This window comes from Kitasatospora sp. NPDC056076, from assembly GCF_042266305.1.
Classification (GTDB): Bacteria; Actinomycetota; Actinomycetes; order Streptomycetales; family Streptomycetaceae; genus Kitasatospora.
The window spans coordinates 24,562-41,979 of the sequence record NZ_JBHJWG010000032.1; the positions used below are offsets into that span (position 1 = coordinate 24,562).

15 protein-coding genes and 1 tRNA gene are annotated in these 17,418 nt (G+C 72.0%); 7 read left to right on the forward strand and 9 right to left on the reverse strand.

What is annotated here, in order from left to right:
• Positions 1-249, reverse strand: coding sequence for a cell division protein CrgA (gene crgA / locus ACFC1T_RS24775; protein ID WP_360242861.1), 249 nt, complete (start codon positions 247-249; stop codon positions 1-3).
• A gap of 167 nt (positions 250-416) precedes the next feature.
• Here crgA and ACFC1T_RS24780 point away from each other — a divergent pair, with 167 nt between their 5' ends.
• From ACFC1T_RS24780 to ACFC1T_RS24800, 5 genes are all read left to right on the forward strand, one after another.
• On the forward strand, positions 417-1,181 hold the full coding sequence (locus ACFC1T_RS24780; RefSeq protein WP_375891859.1) for a DUF881 domain-containing protein: 765 nt from the start codon (positions 417-419) through the stop codon (positions 1,179-1,181).
• 86 nt (positions 1,182-1,267) lie between these two features.
• Positions 1,268-1,447 carry a hypothetical protein gene (locus ACFC1T_RS24785; RefSeq protein WP_375891861.1) on the forward strand — a complete coding sequence of 60 codons (180 nt, stop codon included), beginning with the start codon at positions 1,268-1,270 and terminating at the stop codon, positions 1,445-1,447.
• Between the two features lie 55 nt (positions 1,448-1,502).
• Positions 1,503-2,165, forward strand: coding sequence for an aminodeoxychorismate/anthranilate synthase component II (locus ACFC1T_RS24790; protein ID WP_375891862.1), 663 nt, complete (start codon positions 1,503-1,505; stop codon positions 2,163-2,165).
• A gap of 5 nt (positions 2,166-2,170) precedes the next feature.
• A complete protein-coding gene (locus ACFC1T_RS24795; protein WP_375891864.1) occupies positions 2,171-3,304 on the forward strand; it encodes a class E sortase in 1,134 nt (377 codons plus the stop codon).
• A 36-nt stretch (positions 3,305-3,340) separates the two neighbouring features.
• The gene (locus ACFC1T_RS24800; RefSeq protein WP_375891866.1) at positions 3,341-4,132 is read left to right on the forward strand and encodes a class E sortase; all 792 of its coding nucleotides are present in this window, start codon (positions 3,341-3,343) and stop codon (positions 4,130-4,132) included.
• 158 nt (positions 4,133-4,290) lie between these two features.
• Here the strand turns inward: ACFC1T_RS24800 and pknB are convergent, their stop codons facing one another.
• The 6 genes from pknB to ACFC1T_RS24830 form a co-directional block, all read right to left on the reverse strand.
• Positions 4,291-6,387 carry a Stk1 family PASTA domain-containing Ser/Thr kinase gene (gene pknB, locus ACFC1T_RS24805; protein WP_375891868.1) on the reverse strand — a complete coding sequence of 699 codons (2,097 nt, stop codon included), beginning with the start codon at positions 6,385-6,387 and terminating at the stop codon, positions 4,291-4,293.
• Positions 6,388-6,639: 252 nt separating this feature from the next.
• Positions 6,640-8,097 carry a peptidoglycan D,D-transpeptidase FtsI family protein gene (locus tag ACFC1T_RS24810; protein WP_375891870.1) on the reverse strand — a complete coding sequence of 486 codons (1,458 nt, stop codon included), beginning with the start codon at positions 8,095-8,097 and terminating at the stop codon, positions 6,640-6,642.
• Positions 8,094-9,497, reverse strand: coding sequence for an FtsW/RodA/SpoVE family cell cycle protein (locus ACFC1T_RS24815; protein WP_375891974.1), 1,404 nt, complete (start codon positions 9,495-9,497; stop codon positions 8,094-8,096). Before ACFC1T_RS24815 ends, ACFC1T_RS24810 begins: the two co-directional genes overlap by 4 nt.
• Positions 9,498-9,633: 136 nt before the next feature.
• Positions 9,634-11,265 carry a PP2C family protein-serine/threonine phosphatase gene (locus tag ACFC1T_RS24820; RefSeq protein WP_375891872.1) on the reverse strand — a complete coding sequence of 544 codons (1,632 nt, stop codon included), beginning with the start codon at positions 11,263-11,265 and terminating at the stop codon, positions 9,634-9,636.
• A 53-nt stretch (positions 11,266-11,318) separates the two neighbouring features.
• Positions 11,319-11,876 carry an FHA domain-containing protein gene (locus ACFC1T_RS24825; RefSeq protein ID WP_375891874.1) on the reverse strand — a complete coding sequence of 186 codons (558 nt, stop codon included), beginning with the start codon at positions 11,874-11,876 and terminating at the stop codon, positions 11,319-11,321.
• A 46-nt stretch (positions 11,877-11,922) separates the two neighbouring features.
• The gene (locus tag ACFC1T_RS24830; RefSeq protein ID WP_375891876.1) at positions 11,923-12,777 is read right to left on the reverse strand and encodes an FhaA domain-containing protein; all 855 of its coding nucleotides are present in this window, start codon (positions 12,775-12,777) and stop codon (positions 11,923-11,925) included.
• Between the two features lie 433 nt (positions 12,778-13,210).
• Between ACFC1T_RS24830 and ACFC1T_RS24835 the strand changes: the two genes are divergently transcribed.
• Positions 13,211-13,294: transfer RNA gene (locus tag ACFC1T_RS24835), tRNA-Leu, on the forward strand.
• 88 nt (positions 13,295-13,382) lie between these two features.
• On the opposite strand, the gene ACFC1T_RS24840 is transcribed toward ACFC1T_RS24835, so the two are convergent.
• Together ACFC1T_RS24840 and ACFC1T_RS24845 are read right to left on the reverse strand one after the other, a co-directional pair.
• The gene (locus tag ACFC1T_RS24840; protein WP_375891878.1) at positions 13,383-14,531 is read right to left on the reverse strand and encodes a sensor histidine kinase; all 1,149 of its coding nucleotides are present in this window, start codon (positions 14,529-14,531) and stop codon (positions 13,383-13,385) included.
• Complete coding sequence (locus ACFC1T_RS24845; RefSeq protein WP_229928260.1) at positions 14,528-15,178, reverse strand: response regulator transcription factor; 651 nt, start codon at positions 15,176-15,178, stop codon at positions 14,528-14,530. The genes ACFC1T_RS24840 and ACFC1T_RS24845 overlap by 4 nt, the downstream gene beginning before the upstream one ends.
• A gap of 341 nt (positions 15,179-15,519) precedes the next feature.
• Here ACFC1T_RS24845 and ACFC1T_RS24850 point away from each other — a divergent pair, with 341 nt between their 5' ends.
• The gene (locus tag ACFC1T_RS24850; protein ID WP_375891880.1) at positions 15,520-17,349 is read left to right on the forward strand and encodes a phosphatidylglycerol lysyltransferase domain-containing protein; all 1,830 of its coding nucleotides are present in this window, start codon (positions 15,520-15,522) and stop codon (positions 17,347-17,349) included.
• Positions 17,350-17,418 lie beyond the last annotated feature (69 nt).

Here is a 17,418-nt window from a genome sequence, read left to right on the forward strand (position 1 = left end):
TCACTTCCACTGGGTGGAGACGCCGAACCCGGCCGCGATGAAGCCGAAGCCGACCAGGATGTTCCAGTTCCGCCAGCTCTCCACCGGGTAGCTGCCGCTGGTCACGTAGTAGGTGACGATCCACACCAGGCCGATCAGGAACAGTGCCAGCATCAGCGGTGCGACCCAACTACGGCCCGAGCTGATCTTCACCGCGGTCGTAGCCGGCGGGGTGTAGTCGGACTTCTTGCGGAGTCGAGACTTCGGCACGAGGAGCTCTCCTGTCGATGCGCTGTGAGACCGCGCAGGGGTGCAGCGGGCGAGACGCCGACGGACGGTCGAGGAGAGTGCTCTGGGACCACTCCCACGCCTGCCACCGGCGTCCGTTAGCGTAGTGGCTCGGCGGGTCTCAAGGAGATAAGGGTACGGTGACTAATTTGTCGATTCCCCCCGGGAAGGCCGTCACCCCCCGTTCCGGCACCCGAATTGTCGGACGTGCCCTGACCTGCACCGTGTTCGCGCTCGCCGGTCTGCTCTTCTACATCAGCGCGCAGACCGCCCGCGGCACCGACCTGCGGACCGACAACTCGCTGCTGAGCCTCGGCGACGTCATCCGCCAGCGCAGCGGGCAGAACCAGCAGGCGCAGTCCCAGCTGGCCGACCTCCAGTCCCGGGCGCAGGAGCTCACCGAGCAGCAGGGCCACGACCCCGCCGACACGGCCCGGCTGGACGGCCTGCGGCTCGGCGCGGCCCTGGAGCCGCTCCAGGGCGGCGGGTTGACCGTCACCCTCAACGACGCCCCGCCGAACGCCACCGCGCGCATCCCCGGGGTCCCGGAGCCCGGCGTCAACGACCTGGTCATCCACCAGCAGGACATCCAGGCCGTGGTCAACGCGCTGTGGCGGGGCGGCGCGGCCGGCGTCCAGGTGATGGACCAGCGGCTGATCTCCACCAGCGCCGTCCGCTGCGTCGGCAACACCTTGCTGCTCCAGGGCCGGGTCTACTCCCCGCCGTACGTGGTCAAGGCGGTGGGCCGGACCGACGCCCTGCGGTCGGCCGTCGAGGGGGACCCGACGATCCGCAACTACCTGCAGTACGTCCAGGCGTACGGCCTGGGCTGGAAGGTCCAGGAGAGCGGGGACCTCACGCTGCCCGGGTACTCCGGCACGACCGAGCTCCGGTCCGCGGGCGGCCAGCCGTAACGCGGCGGCAGTAGGGGTGGACCGGCCTCACGGCCGTGGATACCGGGTCTACTCTTGAGCCCAGTCCGCTACCTAGAGGGAGCACCATGTACGGCTTCATCTGGCGTCACCTCCCGGGGAACGCCCTGGTCAAGGCCGTCATCTCGGTGCTCCTGATCCTGGGGATCGTCTACCTCCTCTTCACCTACGTCTTCCCGTGGGCGGAACCGCTGCTCCCCTTCGGCGACGTCACAGTGGACGGCGGCGACGGCGCCCCGGCCGGCTGACCCGGCCGGCCCGGAACTTCCCCCCAGTACCGCATCCCACGGAGAGCACGCGCGCATGACCACCCAGTCGACCCCGCCCCGCATCCTGGTCGTGGACAACTACGACAGCTTCGTGTTCAACCTGGTCCAGTACCTGTACCAGCTCGGCGCCACCTGCGAGGTGGTGCGCAACGACGAGGTGACCGTCGAGCACGCCGTCCGCCGGGCGGGGGAGGAGGGCTTCGACGGGGTGCTGCTCTCCCCCGGGCCCGGATCGCCCGAGGAGGCCGGGGTCTGCATCGCGATGGTGCACCACTGCGCGGCGATCGGGCTGCCGGTGTTCGGCGTCTGCCTGGGCCTCCAGTCGATCGCGGTGGCGTACGGCGCGGTGGTCGGCCGGGCGCCCGAACTGCTGCACGGCAAGACCTCGCCGGTCGAGCACGAGGACGGCGGGGTGTTCGAGGGCCTGCCCTCGCCGCTGACCGCGACCCGCTACCACTCGCTGGCCGTCGACCCGGCCACCGTGCCGGACGAGCTGGTGGTCACCGCCCGGACCGGCAGCGGCGTGGTCATGGGCCTGCGCCACCGTGAACTGCCGGTCGAGGGCGTGCAGTTCCACCCCGAGTCGGTGCTGACCGAGGGCGGGCACCGGATGCTCGCCAACTGGCTGGCGGAGTGCGGCTTCCCGCAGGCCGTGGACCGGTCGGCCGGGCTCGCCCCGGTGATCGGCCGGGGCTGAGCCGCGTGACCGCGGTACGTCCGGAGGGGCGTTACCAGTCGGAGCAGGAGCAGGGCCCGTACGGCGGCCCGCCGCAGTACGCCGGCGGCCCGTACCAGGGCGCGGAGCCCGGTGCCCCGCAGTACGGCGCCCCGCAGTACGGCGGGGCCGTGCAGGCCCGGCCGTACCCGGGGGAGCCGGCCGCTGCGGGCGCGCCCGAGGACGGCTGGGGCGTCTACGAGCAGGCCGAGCGGCCCGTCGAGGGCGGGCCCGAGTACCCGTGGCTGCCCGACCAGACCCTCCAACTCCGGCTGCCCGTCGAGGGCGGCGACCCGGCGGCCGAGCCCGTCGCGCCCACCGGCGGCCGGGCCGAGCGCCGGCGGGCCGCCCAGGGCCGGACCGCCGTCCGCACCGGCGGCGGCCGGCGCCGCGCCAAGGGCCGGGGAGCCGCCGGGCCCCGCCCCAAGGAGTCCGCGGTCGTGGTGGCGGCCCGCCTCGTCGGCGAGCTGTGCATCACCCTCGGCGCGGTGATGCTGTTGTTCGTCGCCTACCAGCTCTGGTGGACCAACGTGCAGGCCGACGCGGCCGCCAACAGTGCCCGGGACCAGCTGGAGCAGCAGTTCGACGCCCAGCCGCCCGGTGCGGGGCAGCCCGCCGCCGACCCGAACAAGCCCGAGGCGTTCGCGCCCGGCAAGGGCTTCGCCATCGTCTACCTGCCCAAGCTGGGGTTGAAGTTCCCGATCGCCGAGGGCACCGACAAGGCGGCGGTGCTCGACAAGGGCCTGGTCGGCCACTACCCCGGCACCGGGATGCCGGGCGACCCGGCGGGCAACTTCGCGCTGGCCGCGCACCGCAACACCCACGGCGAGCCGTTCCGGTACATCAACGAGCTGGGCAAGGGCGACAAGGTCGTGGTGGAGACCGCGACCGGGTACTACACGTACGAGATCACCGGGGGGATCCCGCAGACCTCCCCCAGCAACGTGAGCGTGATCAAGCCGGTGCCGAACGGCTCCGGGTACGCCGGGCCGGGCCGCTACATCACGCTGACCACCTGCACCCCGGAGTTCACCTCCAAGTTCCGCCTCATTGTCTTTGGCAAGATGATCGAGGAGCGGCCGCGCAGTCAGGGCAAACCGGCCGCGATCACGGGCGGATAGCCGCCCGGTACCGGTTTCGGAGGGGGAGCACCGCAGATGCAGGACGACGGGACCACGCGGCCGGCCGGTACGGCGGAGGAGGCCTTCCCCCCACCGGGACGGGAGGGCCGCAAGGGCCGTGGCCGGGCGCTGGCCGCGCTCGGGGTGTTCGGCGAGCTGCTGATCACCCTGGGCCTGGTGCTCGGCCTGTTCGTGGCCTACTCGCTCTGGTGGACCAACGTGCAGGCGGACTCCTCCGCCGCGCACGCCGCGGACCGGCTGCGCGGCTCCTGGGCGGCCGGTCCGACCGCCGGCCCGCCGGGCGGGAGTGGCACGGCGCCCGCGCCCGCCGCGGTGCCCGCGATCGGGGACGACGTGGGCTTCCTGCACGTCCCGGCGATGGGCCGGGACTTCCAGGTGCTGATCCGGATGGGTACCTCCACCGCCGTCCTGGACGAGGGCGTGGCGGGCGTCTACGAGCAGCCCTACAAGTCCGCGATGCCCTGGGACGAGACGGGCAACTTCGCGCTGGCCGCCCACCGGGACGGCCACGGTGCCAAGTTCCACGACCTGGACGCCGTCCAGCGGGGCGCCGCGATCGTGGTGGAGACCAAGGACAAGTGGTACGTCTACAAGGTCGACAACACCCTCCCGGAGACCTCCAAGTACGACACCGGCATCGTCGCGCCCGTCCCGGTGAGTTCCGGGTACGCCGGCCCCGGCCGGTACATCACCCTGACCACCTGCACGCCGGTGTACACCTCGCGCTACCGGATGGCCGTCTGGGGGAGCCTGGTCCGGGTGGACCCCATGGACGCCAAGCGCACCCCGCCGCCGGAGCTGCGCTGATCCGAGGGCCCGGCCGGCCGAACGCAACGCCGAACGCAATGCCGGAAGACCATGCCGGAACGGAACGCCCGAGGGCCCGTCGCGATCTCCGCGACGGGCCCTCGGGCGTTCTCACCGCTCCCGCTCCCCGGTGTCAGAACCAGGGGAAGAGGGGCGGCTTAGTTGTTGCCCCCTTTGCCGGGGGGTGTGGTGTTGGGGTCCCCCCCTTTGGCCGGATCGGCCGGCCGGGTGATCAGCTGCACCTGGGTGTTCGGGTCCACCTGGCTGCCGGCGCCCGGGTTGCTCTGCACCACGACCGCGTTCGGGTCCTGCGGACCGGCGATCACGGTGTAGGTCAGGCCGAGCTTCGCCAGCTTGTCGCCGGCGTCCGAGAGCTTGACGTTCTGCAGCGGCGGGATCTGCGGCTTGTCCGGCGCCTTGAAGATCGTCAGGATGATCTTGGTGTTGGCCGGGACCTTGGTGTTGGCCTGGACCGACTGCTGGGCCACGGTGTTGGCCTTGGTCGGGTCGTTGGTGGTCGTGGTCTTCGAGGCGTCCACCTGGAAGCCGGCGGCCTGCAGCGTGTTCGTCGCGTCGTCCTTCTGCGCGCCGACCACGTTCGGGACGGTCTGCTTGGTCTTGCCCTGGGAGACCGTGAGCTTGACCGGGGCGCTCGGGTCCGCGGAGGCACCGGCCGGGGGGTCCTGGGAGAGCACGGTGTCCTGCGGCGCGGTGTCGTCGTCCTTGTAGTCCGGCGTGGCGATGTTGGTGAAGCCAGCCGCCGTCAGGGCCTGCATCGCCTGGTCCTTGGTCTTGCCGGTCACGGTCGGCATCTGGGTCTTGGCCGGACCGGAGGAGACCTGCACGGTGAGGTGGGCGTCCTCGGCGACCGAGGTGCCCGCCGTCGGGGTCTGGGTGCAGACCTGGTCCTTCTTGACGTTGGTGTCCGGGCAGGCGATCTTGTCGCCCTCGGTGACCACCAGCTTGGAGCCGGCCGCGGCCGCGGCGGTCCTGGCGTCCGCCAGGCTCTTGCCGACCAGGTTCGGCGCCGTGACCTTCGGGGCGTCCTTGGTGCCCTTGTCGCTGAACATCGCCTGGGCCACGAAGAAGGTGCCGACCAGGACCAGCACGGCGGCCACCGCCAGGACGATCCAGGAGGTGTTGCTCTTCTTCTGCCGGTCGTCGCCGCGCCGGCCGCCCCGGCCGTAGCCGTCGTCGTAGCCGTCGTGGCCGCCCGCGCCGCCGGCGGAGGTCTGGCCGTAGCCGTCGTCCTGGTAGCCGGAGGCCTGCGGCAGCATGGTGGTCGGGCCGCCGGGCTGCTGCGGCAGCACGTTGGTCTGGCCGTACGGGTCGTGCTGCTGCGGGTAGCCGTTCTGGTCGTAGCCGTACCCGGCGGCGCCCATGCCGTAGGCGGCCTGCTGGGCGGCGGCGACCGGGAGGCCGTCGAGGAAGCGCTCGATGTCGTCGCGCATCTCGTCGGCGCTCTGGTACCGGTAGTCGCGCTCCTTGGCGAGCGCCTTGAGCACGATCGCGTCGATCTCCGGCCGCACCTCGGGGTCGAAGACCGACGGCGGCTGCGGCTCCTCCCGGACGTGCTGGTAGGCCACCGCGACCGGGGAGTCGCCGACGAACGGCGGCCGGACGGTCAGCAGCTCGTAGAGCAGGCAGCCGGTGGAGTAGAGGTCGGAGCGGGCGTCGACCTGCTCGCCCTTGGCCTGCTCGGGGGAGAGGTACTGGGCGGTGCCGATCACGGCCGAGGTCTGGGTCATGGTCATCCCGGCGTCGCCCATCGCGCGGGCGATGCCGAAGTCCATGACCTTGACGTTGCCCTGCCGGGTCAGCATCACGTTGGCCGGCTTGATGTCGCGGTGCACGATCCCGGCCCGGTGCGAGTACTCCAGGGCCTGGAGGATGCCGATGGTCATCTCCAGCGCCCGCTCGGGCAGCAGCCGGCGGCCGGAGTGCAGCAGCTCGCGCAGCGTGGACCCCTCGACGTACTCCATCACGATGTACGGGATGGAGATCCCGTCGATGTAGTCCTCGCCGGTGTCGTACACGGCGACGATCGCGGGGTGGTTCAGGGACGCCGCCGACTGTGCCTCGCGGCGGAAACGGGCCTGGAACGACGGATCCCGCGCCATGTCGGCCCGGAGCGTCTTCACTGCGACGGAACGGCCGAGCCGGGTGTCATGGCCGAGGTACACCTCGGCCATGCCGCCGCGTCCGAGGACGCCGCCGAGCTCGTACCTGCCGCCGAGGCGACGAGGCTCTTCCATAGTTCCGACCCTCTCCTTCACCCGCCGGTGAGGTTGTGACGTAGATGTCCCCGCACGCTCTGGGTGACGCCGCGCGGGCCGAGACCGGTTCTCCGGCCGGGCCGTGCACCGCCTCGCGGGCGGCAACGGGCACACCCGCTGCTGGCGGATACGCTACCGGTCGCACCGCACCGGACCGGAGTCAGCCGTCGGCCGATATCAGACCGGTATCCGTACGGGGGTGCCGATCGTGACTTTCGCCTCACCGTCGCCCTACTTGCCGAGCGCGGCCTGCATCACCGCCTTGGCGATCGGGGCCGCGAGGCGGCCGCCGCTGATGCCGTCGCGGTTCTGGGAGCCGTCCTCGACCACCACCGCGACCGCGACCGACTGGCCGTCCGAGGTCTTGGCCCAGGAGGTGAACCAGGCGAACGGCAGGCCGGCGTTGTCCTCGCCGTGCTGGGCGGTGCCGGTCTTGCCGCCGACCTGGAGGCCGGGGATCTTGGCGTTGGTGCCGGTGCCGTTCTCGACCACCGAGACCATCAGGTCCTGCATCTTCTGCGCGGTGGCCGGGCTCATCGCCTGGGAGAACTGCTTCTCGGTGTGCTTGGAGATGGTGGTCAGCGAGGCCGAGCGCTCCTGGTCGACCAGGTACGGCTGCATCAGGCTGCCGTTGTTGGCGATCGCCGCGGAGACCATGGCCATCTGCAGCGGGGTGGCGCGGGTGTCGTGCTGGCCGATCGAGTCCTGGGCGGTGCCGTCCAGGCTGGGGCTGTCCGGGAAGATGCTCTTCTCCGAGCGGACCGGGGTGTCCACCGTGCTGTTGAAGCCGAACTTCTCGGCCTGCGCCCGCATCTTGTCCTTGCCGAGGTCGGCGCCCATCTTGGCGAAGACCGTGTTGCAGGACTGGTCCATCCCGGACTCGATGGTGGCGTTCTCGCAGCGCTCGTTGGGGCTCTCGTTCTTGAGCACCGTCTGGGTGTTGGGCAGGGTGTACGGGTCCGGCGTCTTCGTGGCGTCGTTGACGCCCTGGTAGAGGCCGTTCTCGAACGCGGCGGTGGCGGTGACCAGCTTGAAGGTCGAGCCGGGCGGGTAGGTCTCGCGCAGCGCCCGGTTGAGCATCGGCTTGTTCGGGTCCGCGTTGAGGTCCTGCCAGGACTTGGTGTCGCCGCTCTCGCCGCCGGCGAAGGTGCCCGGGTCGTAGGACGGGGTGGAGACCAGGGCCAGGATCGCACCGGTCTTCGGGTCGAGCGCGACCACCGCGCCCTTCTTGTCGCCCAGGCCGTCGAAGGCGGCCTTCTGCACCTTGGCGTTGATCGTCGTGACGACGTCGCCGCCGCGCTTCTGCTCGCCGGTCAGCATGTCCAGGGTGTTGCGGAAGAACAGCCGGTCGTCGGTGCCCGAGAGGATGCCGTCCTCCAGGTTCTCCAGCCCGCTGGAGCCGTAGGCCTGCGAGGAGTAGCCGGTGACCGGCGCGTACATCGCGCCGTCCTTCCAGGAGCGCTTGTACTTGTAGCGCAGGCCGTTCACGAAGTCGGAGTTGGTGACCGGCTGGCCGCTGACGATGATGTTGCCGCGCGGGTGGGCGTAGCGGTCGTACAGCTGGCGCTTGTTGTTCTTGTTGGAGGCCAGCGCGTCGGCCTGGACGCCCTGCACCCAGTTGGTGCGCACCATCAGCGCCAGGATCAGCACCAGGCAGAAGATCGAGACCCGTCGGATCGGCTTGTTCATCGGGCGGGTCCTCCCTGGCCCTCGGGGACCGGGGCCGGTTCGACCCCGGGACGTCGGGCGCTGTCGCTGATCTTGAGCAGGATCGCGACCAGCGCCCAGTTGGCGACCACGGACGAACCGCCCTGCGCGAGGAACGGCATGGTCATACCGGTCAGTGGGATCAGCCCGGTGACCCCGCCGGCCACCACGAAGACCTGCAGCGCCATCGCCGAGGCGAGCCCGACGGCGAACAGCTTGCCGAAGGGGTCGCGGGCGGCGAGGGCGGTGCGCAGGCCGCGCTGCACCAGCAGGGCGTACAGCAGGAAGATCGCCATCAGGCCGGTCAGTCCGAGCTCCTCGCCGAAGGAGCCCAGGATGAAGTCGCTCTTGGCGGCGAAGTTGATCAGCCAGGAGCGGCCCTGGCCGAGGCCGGAGCCGGTCACCCCGCCGGAGCCGAGCGCCATCAGCGACTGGCCGATCTGCTCGGTGGCGCCCTTGGGCGGGGTCGGCGCGAAGGCGGCCATCGGGTCGAGCCAGGCGTCGATGCGGACCTTGACGTGGCTGGTGGTCATGGCCACCGCGACCGCGCCGCCGACCGACATCAGCAGGCCGAACAGGATCCAGCTGGTCCGCTCGGTGGCGACATAGAGCATCACCACGAACAGGCCGAAGAACAGGAAGGACGTGCCGAGGTCGTTCTCGAAGACCAGGATCAGCAGGCTGAGCAGCCAGATCACGACGATCGGGCCGAGGTCGCGGCCGCGCGGCAGGTACAGGCCCATGAAGCGGCGGCTGGCCAGTGCCAGGGCGTCCCGCTTGACCATCAGGTAGCCGGCGAAGAACACGGTCAGGACGATCTTGGCGAACTCGCCGGGCTGGATGGAGAAGCTGCCCATCCGGATCCAGATCTTCGCGCCGAAGTCCTCCGCCCGGGCCGGGAAGAAGGCCGGCGCGGCCAGCAGCACCAGCGCCACCACCATCGAGATGTAGGTGTAGCGCTGCAGCACCCGGTGGTCCTTCAGGAAGACCATCACACCGATGAACAGGGTGACCCCGAGGGCCGACCACATCAGCTGGTTGCGGGCCGCCGGGAAGTTGCCGCTGAGCAGGTGGCCCGCCTTGTCCAGGCGCCAGATCATCACCACGCCCAGCCCGTTCAGCAGGGTGGCGATCGGCAGCATCAGCGGGTCCGCGTACGGCGCGAAGCGGCGCACCAGCAGGTGCGCGACCAGGGCCAGCGAGCCCATCCCGAGGCCGTAGCCGAGCATCCCGGTCGGGAGCCGGGAGTCCATCGCCAGGCCCACGTTGGCGTACGCCAGGATCGGCAGCAGCACGGCGAAGACCAGCAGGGCCAGTTCGGTGTTGCGGCGGTTCGGTGCGCCCTGGAGCGAGATGGTGGTGTTGCCGCGGCGCCGCGGCACGACACGCCCGCCCGCCGCCCGGCGTCGGGAGCCGGTGCGGGCGGTGTCGCCGCTCAGGTCGTAGCTGCTCACGTGGTGACCGCTCCCTGACGGCCGGCGGGCCCGTTCCGGGCGGACCTATGTCGGATCAAGGACGTCACGGCTTCGGGCAGGCTTCGGCCCGGCTGCGCTCGTCGTCGGACAGTGCGGGTTGCTGGGGCGGCTGGGCCTGCTCGCTCGGGGCGGCCGCCGGGGGGGTGGCGTTCGGCGTCGGGGCGGCGGTGCCGGGGGCGGACGGGGTCGTCGTCGCGGACGGCGCGGCCGCGCCCGGGGAGCGGGGCTTCTCCCGCTCGCCGGGGGTGGTCGGGGTGGCGGCCACGAACGCGGTCCTGGTGGTCGTGGTGCCCTGGGCGCCCTGCGGGGCCGCGGTGTTCGCGGTGGCGGCCTTCTGGCACAGCTTGGCCCAGTCCACCAGGGTGCCCATGGTCTTCTGGGCGTCCGACAGGCTGCCGACCGAGATGGTCCGGTTCACCTGGGCGCGCTGGTCCTGCGGCAGCCACTTCAACGGCGCGTCGCTGTGCGACTCGTGCACCGAGGACAGGCTCAGCCCGGCCAGGTTCTGGTTGACGCCCTGGTAGATGGCGACGTGGTCGCCGTCCTCGCCGATGTAGTACTGGTCCTGGGTCCACCGGTAGCCGAAGTACCCGGCGCCGCCGAGCAGGCCGAGCGTGACCAGGACGGCCAGCGGGACGGTCAGGCCCCGGCGCTTGCGCCGGGAGGGCTGCTCCCCGTCGAACTCCTCGGTGCCGTACACCGAGGGCTCGGCCGGGTAGCCGTAGCCGCCGTCGCCCTCGTAGCCCTCGGCGGGGCCGAAGGCGTTCCCGGCCGCGTCGTAGCCCTCGGCCGGGCCGAAGGCGCCCTGCGGGCCGCGGCCCAGGCCGGCGGCGCGGCCGGCCGGGGTGTCCGCGATCGAGCGGTCGGCGGCGGTCGAGGACGGCGGGGTCTCGGCGACCGCGCCGACGACCACCGGGACGTCGTTGAACTGGCCGCTCATGGTGTCCGTGGCGCCGACGTCGATGACGTCCGCCACGATGCAGGTGATGTTGTCCGGACCGCCGCCGCGCAGCGCGAGCTGGATCAGCTCCTGCACGGTCTGCTCGGGCGAGTAGTAGCTGCCCAGGGTGTCCTGGAGGGTCTGGTGGCTGACCGGGCCGGAGAGTCCGTCCGAGCAGATCAGGTAGCGGTCGCCGGCCCGGACCTCGCGGATCGAGAGGTCCGGCTCGACCTGGCCGCGGCCGTCCAGGGCCCGCATCAGCAGCGAGCGCTGCGGGTGGGTCTCGGCCTCCTCGGGCGTGATCCGGCCCTCGTCGACCAGGCGCTGCACCCAGGTGTGGTCCTGGGTGATCTGCACCAGCGAGCCGTCGCGCAGCAGGTAGGCGCGGGAGTCGCCGACGTGCACCAGGCCCATCCGCTGGCCGGTCCAGAGCATGGCCGTCAGGGTGCAGCCCATGCCCTCCAGCTGCGGGTCCTCCTCGACCATCTGCCGGAGCCGGTCGTTGGCGCCCTGGACGGCGTCGCCCAGCAGGGTCAGCAGGTCCGCGCCCGGCACGTCCTCGTCCAGCCGGACGATCGAGCCGAGCACCTCGGAGGAAGCGACCTCGCCGGCCGCGGCGCCGCCCATGCCGTCGGCCACGGCCAGCAGCCGCGGCCCGGCGTAGCCGGAGTCCTCGTTCCCCTCCCGGATCAGTCCCTTGTGGGAGCCGGCGGCGAAGCGCAGCACCAGGGTCATGCGACCTGTGCCCCCCTCTGGGTCTTGGACGGGATGCTGTCCCTCATGCGCTACTACTTCCGCAGTTCGATGACGGTCCTGCCGATACGGATCGGCGTGCCCGGCTGGAGCGGAGTGGGCGCGGTCAGGCGCTGCCGGTCCAGATAGGTGCCGTTGGTGGAGCCTAGATCCTCGACCGTCCACTGCCCAGTCTGATCCGGATAGATCCTGGCATGCCGGGAGGACGCGTAGTCGTCGTCCAGCACGATGGTCGAGTCGTGCGCCCGGCCCAGCGTGATGGTCTGGCCCTGGAGGGCGACCGTCGTCCCGGCCAGCGAGCCCTGGACGACCACCAGCTGGGTCGGGGCGCCGCGGCGGCGGCCGCCGCCGCCCTGGGTCTGGGCCGCCGGGGCGCTGGTGCCGGGGGCGGGGGCCGCGGGACGTCCGGGTGCCGAGGAGGGCGCCGCGGCGGCTCCGGACGCGGTGGCGGCACCGCCGCCGCGACGGGAGCTGCGGGGGTTCACCTTGGTGCCGAACAGGTCGCTGCGGATCACCTGGATCGCGACGATGACGAACAGCCACAGCACGGCCAGGAAGCCCAGCCGCATGACCGTGAGGGTCAGTTCTGACATGGCCGTCCCGCCAGTCGGTGAGCGAGGCGCGCGAACAACTCGGACACTACCCTTCGACCTGCCGGTAGACGATGGTGGTGGAGCCCACGACGATTCGGGAGCCGTCGCGGAGCGTAGCGCGCTGGGTGTGCTGCCCGTCCACCACGATGCCGTTGGTGGAGCCCAGGTCGAGGACCATCGAAGGGGTGCCCGGGCGGATCTCGGCGTGCTTGCGGGAGACCCCGGGGTCGTCGATCCGGACGTCCGCCTCGGTCGAGCGGCCGAGGACGCAGGCCGCGCCGGTGATCTGGTGGCGGGCACCGTTCACCTCGATCCAGCGGCGGACCGAGGTGCCGTGGCCGGCTCCGGGGAAGGCGCGGACGTTGCCGCCGGCCGGAGGGCCCGGGGGCATCGCGGGGGGCGCGGCCGGCGGCGGGGGCGCGCTGTACTGCCCGGCGCCGCCCTGCTGCCACGGTGCGCCGGGGGCCGGTGCGGCCGGCTGGCGGTCGTAGCCGGGCTGCTGCTGCGGGGCGAACTGCTGGGGTTCCTCGGAGGCCAGGGTGCGGCTGCGCACCCGGTAGAGGCCGGTGTCCAGATCGTCGGCCTTCTCCAGGTTCACCTGGAGCGGGCCCATGAAGGAGTACCGCTGGGCCTCGGCGTACTCGCGGACCATGCCGGCCAGCTCGGCGCCGAGCTGCCCCGAGTAGGGGCTGAGCCGCTCGTGGTCGTGCGGGCTGAGCTCGACGATGAAGTCGTTCGGCACGACGGTGCGGTCGCGGTTCCAGATGCTCGCGTTGTTGTCGCACTCGCGCTGCAGAGCGCCGGCGATCTCCACGGGCTGGACCTCGGACTTGAACACCTTGGCGAAGGTGCCGTTGACGAGACCCTCCAGCCGCTGCTCGAACTTCTTCATCATCCCCATGGGGCACCCCCTTCCAGGGTTCGTTCGCCTGCCTGCCGACCGGGGTCCGCCGCGGAGGTGTCCTCGGGGGAGTCGGTCGTGCCTACTTGCGGTACTTCCGTACTGATCGTATCCACGCCGGGCCCTTCCGTACGGTTCCCGGACCGCGTGGTGCCGGGGGGTGGGCTCGGACACACAGGGTGACGCATTCCGGGTGCGGCACGCCAGGTCTGCCCGTCGGAGCGGTGCACCGCGCTCCGCCCGTCCGTTCGTCGCGCGGCCGTTCGGACGTGGTCGGTCTCCCCGGGAAACGGATTCGGAGCAGCCCCCCAGGTCGTGCTACTGTTTTCCACGTCGGAAGGGCCGCCCGAAAGGGAGCCGGACCGGGGAAACGCGAAGACCACATGGTACCGAGCGGCTCCGCGGAACGGACGGCACTGAAGACGACACCCATGCGCGGGTGGCGGAATAGGCAGACGCGCTGGATTCAGGTTCCAGTGCCCGAAAGGGCGTGGGGGTTCAACTCCCCCCTCGCGCACAGCGAAGCCCCGCAGATCTTCGGATCTGCGGGGCTTTCTCGTTGTCCCGCGCCGCCGGCCCCGCCCCGGAGGGCCGGGGCGGGTGGGTCAGGACTGGCCGGCCGGGAGGTCGGCGCGGACCTCGAAGCCGCCGTCCTGGGTCGGACCGGCGGTGAGGGTGCCGCCCAGCAGCTGGGCGCGCTCGCGCAGCCCGACCAGGCCGTGGCCGCCGCCCGGCAGGGTCTCGGCCGGGCGGACCGGCGGCGCCTCGTTGCGGACCTCGACCCGCAGCCGGCGGCCCTTCGCCCGGACCCGCACGTGCACCACCGCCTCCGGGGCGTACTTGGTGATGTTGGTGAGCGCCTCCTGGACGGTGCGGTAGGCGGCCCGTTCGACCGCCTCCGGCCACGGGCGGTCACCGGGGTTCAGCTCGGAGTCGGCGGCCAGCCCGCTCTCCGCGATCAGCCGGGGCAGGTCGGCCAGCCGGGGCTGCGGGGCGAGCGGGGCGTCCGGGCGGGGGCCGCCGGTGCTGCGCAGCACCCCGACCATCTGGCGCAGCTCCTCCAGGGTCCGGACGGACAGTTCGCGGATGGTGCGGGCGGTGGTCGCGGCGGCCGGGTCGGTGGTGCTCACCTGGAGCGCGCCGGCCTGGATGCTGATCAGGCTGACCTGGTGCGAGACCACGTCGTGCATCTCCCGGGCCAGCCGGCCGCGCTCGCTGATCAGCACCCGTTCGGCGAGCAGCCGGCTCTCCCGCTCCTGGCCGCGGGTCAGTTCGTCCAGCCGGGCGGCCAGCTCCCGCCGGGTGCGGGAGAGCAGTCCGGTGGCGGCCGGGCCGGCGGAGAGCATCACGGCCTGGATGGCGTCCAGGGCGGTGTTCCGGCTGAGCTCGACGAGCGGGTTCGGCAGCGGCCAGTGGAAGAAGTCGACCAGGGTGAACAGGGCCGCGCAGGGGAACAGCACCGCGGCCCTGGGGCGCTCGGTGGCGACCGTGTAGACGGCGGTGATCGGGGCCAGCCAGATCGCCTCCACCCAGGTGCCGGGCATGGTGAGCAGCAGCACCGTCACCGGGAAGCGGCGCCGCCAGAACAGCGCCACGGCGGCCAGCACGGAGAGCGTCACCTGCCACCAGGTGGAGTCCCGGGACACCAGGGCGGCGTCCATCAGGGAGTACAGGACGGGCAGCAGCACCATCGGCCACGGGGCGGTGCACCAGGCCGGCAGCCGTCGGGACGGCAGCTGGTCGGCGGCCGTCATGCCCCGTCGCCGGGCTTGGGCCGCACCAGGCCGGCCCGGTGGGCGAGCACGGCGGCCTGCACCCGGTTGGCGGCGCCGAGTTTGCCGAGGATCGCGCTGATGTGGTCCTTGACCGTGCCGGTGCCGAGGAAGAGCCGGTCGGCGATCTCGGCGTTGGACAGGCCCTCGCCGAGCAGGGCCAGCACGTCCAGCTCGCGGCCGGTCAGGGTGCGGGCCAGCGCGGTGGCCTCGGCGTCCGGGCCGCCGCCGTCCACGTAGCCGCCGATCACGGTGCGGGTGACGGTCGGGGAGAGGATGTTGCCGCCCGCGGCGAGCACCCGGACGGCGTGCACCAGCTGCTCGGGGGCGGTGTCCTTGAGCAGGAACCCGGTCGCGCCGGCCCGCAGCGCGGTGCCGATGTACTCGTCGGTGTCGAAGGTGGTGAGCATCGCGACGGCCGGCGGGTCGGGCAGGGCGCGCAGGCGGCGCAGCACCGAGATGCCGTCGAGGTCGGGCATCCGGATGTCGAGCAGCACCACGTGCGGGCGCAGGCGCTGGACGTGTTCCTCGGCCTGTCCGCCGGAGCAGTCGCCGACCACCTCCAGGTCGGGGGCGGAACCGACGATCAGGCCGAGGCCGGAGCGGACCAGGATCTCGTCGTCGACGATCAGCACGCGGGTGGTGGTGATGGGGGGCCTCCTCGGTTCGGGCGGCCGGGTTCGGTCGGTCCGCGGGGGTCGCTTTGAGAGTAGGGGTAGCCGGGGCGGGGTGCCGAACCCATGGGGGGTAAGAACCCCCGCCGTTCGGCGGGGGTGGGAATCCGCTACCCGGTTCACGCAATTTTCAGGAATGGTGCGGAACCATGGAGTTGGCTGCCTTTTCCGGCCGGTCGCTCGACGCGGGCGGTCGGTGGGCGGGGGTGGCCGGTCAGCCCGTCGGGCCCGTGCCGGCGCCCGGCGCCGGGCCGCGTGCGGATGCGCCCCACCATCTGATCGTTTGGAATTGAGCTGTGTCGTCCACTGTGAAGTCGGAGCCGTCCGCCACCTCCGCCGAGCCCCGGCCCGCCGGACCGCTCGACCGCTGGCGCCCGCGGGCCGCGGCCGCCTCGGTCTGGTACCTCCGGCTGCTGGCGCTGCTGAACGTGGCGACCGTGCTGCTGGTGCCCTGGGGGAACCAGGTCAACGAGCACAACGAGGGCGAGTACTTCACCCCGTACCTGATGACCTCCGGCCTGGCGGCCGCGGTGCTGTCGGTCTTCCTGGCGGTCGCGATGCGGCGGCGCAAGCGGGCCGCGTGGATCTTCAACGCGGCGCTCAGCAGCGTCTTCGCCCTGCTGTACCTGGCGGCCATGGTGCTGCCCGGCGAGCGCTTCAACAAGCACCCGCTCAACTACATCTCCACGGTGCTGACCTGCCTGTTCGTGCTGGCGCTGCTGATCGGGCGCAAGGAGTTCACCTCCAAGGGCGACCGCTCCAACCCGAAGACCGCGGCGGCCACCTTCGTCGGCGGGCTGTTCTTCGGCGGTGCCGTCGGCGCGCTGCTGGTCTGGATCACCAACGAGCTGAACGGGGCCGGCTGGTGGGACCTCTTCCGCTACTCGGTCGGCCGGATGATCACCATCACCCCGTCCGAGCACCTGCGCTCCGTGATCGCGGCCCCGACCTGGGTGAACGCGGCGATCAACGCGATGGGCGCGGTGCTGTTCCTGCTGGTGCTGTACGTGGCGTTCCGCAGCCCGCGCGGCAAGGAGCTGCTCAACCCCGAGGACGAGGCGAAGCTGCGCGGCCTGCTGGACAAGCAGGGCGAGCGGGACTCGCTGGGCTACTTCGCGCTGCGCCGGGACAAGGCGGTGGTCTTCTCCCCCAGCGGCAAGGCGGCGGTGACCTACCGGGTGATCGGCGGGGTCTCGCTGGCCTCGGGCGACCCGATCGGCGACCCGGAGGCCTGGCCGGGCGCGATCGAGGCCTGGCTGTCCGAGGCGCGCGAGCACGCCTGGGCGCCGGCCGTGATGGGTGCCTCCGAGGAGGCCGGGGTGATCTACGCCCGGCACGGGCTGGACGCGCTGGAGCTGGGTGACGAGGCGATCGTCGAGCTGGACGAGTTCTCGCTGGACGGCCGGGCGATGCGGGTGGTCCGGCAGGCGTACAACCGGGTCAAGCGGGCCGGGTACACGGTGCGGATCCGCCGCCACGAGGACATCTCCGAGGAGGAGATGGCGCGGCTGGTGTCCAAGGCCGACGAGTGGCGCGACGGGGCGACCGAGCGCGGCTTCTCGATGGCGCTGGGGCGGCTCGGCGACCCGGGCGACGGCCGCTGCGTGATGCTGGAGTGCAGTGACGGGGACGGCGAGCTCAAGGCGCTGCTGAGCTTCGTGCCGTGGGGCCCGGACGGGCTCTCGCTGGACCTGATGCGCCGGGCCCGGGACACCGAGAACGGCCTGATGGAGTTCATGGTCATCGAGCTGCTGCAGCGTGCGGAGGAGGTCGGGCTCAAGCGGGTGTCGCTGAACTTCGCGATGTTCCGCTCGGTCTTCGAGCGCGGTTCCAAGCTCGGTGCCGGTCCGGTGCTGCGGCTGTGGCGCTCCGTGCTCGGCTTCTTCTCGCGCTGGTGGCAGATCGAGTCGCTGTACCGCGCGAACGCCAAGTACCGGCCGATCTGGGAGCCGCGCTACCTGCTGTTCGAGAAGAGCAGCGAGATTCCCCGGATCGGCATCGCCAGCGCCCGCGCCGAGGGCTTCATCGTCGCGCCGAGCCTGCCCGCCCTGTTCCGGCGCCGGCACGCCGGGCCCGCCGTGGTGGCGCCCCGGGTGCCGGTGGCGGCCCGGGACGGGAAGGGGTAGCCCTCCGTCGGGGGGCGGAGGGGGGCCGGGCGGCCGGGGGCGGAGAAGGCCATCGGTCGTACGGGGGGT

Coding starts and splice junctions, on each gene's coding strand:
- ACFC1T_RS24785 (WP_375891861.1), top strand. CDS start 1,268: ATGTACGGCTTCATCTGGCGTCACCTCCCGGGGAACGCCCTGGTCAAG.
- ACFC1T_RS24790 (WP_375891862.1), top strand. CDS start 1,503: ATGACCACCCAGTCGACCCCGCCCCGCATCCTGGTCGTGGACAACTAC.
- ACFC1T_RS24800 (WP_375891866.1), top strand. CDS start 3,341: ATGCAGGACGACGGGACCACGCGGCCGGCCGGTACGGCGGAGGAGGCC.
- pknB (WP_375891868.1), bottom strand. CDS start 6,387: ATGGAAGAGCCTCGTCGCCTCGGCGGCAGGTACGAGCTCGGCGGCGTC.
- ACFC1T_RS24810 (WP_375891870.1), bottom strand. CDS start 8,097: ATGAACAAGCCGATCCGACGGGTCTCGATCTTCTGCCTGGTGCTGATC.
- ACFC1T_RS24820 (WP_375891872.1), bottom strand. CDS start 11,265: ATGACCCTGGTGCTGCGCTTCGCCGCCGGCTCCCACAAGGGACTGATC.
- ACFC1T_RS24825 (WP_375891874.1), bottom strand. CDS start 11,876: ATGTCAGAACTGACCCTCACGGTCATGCGGCTGGGCTTCCTGGCCGTG.
- ACFC1T_RS24830 (WP_375891876.1), bottom strand. CDS start 12,777: ATGGGGATGATGAAGAAGTTCGAGCAGCGGCTGGAGGGTCTCGTCAAC.
- ACFC1T_RS24840 (WP_375891878.1), bottom strand. CDS start 14,531: ATGACGGCCGCCGACCAGCTGCCGTCCCGACGGCTGCCGGCCTGGTGC.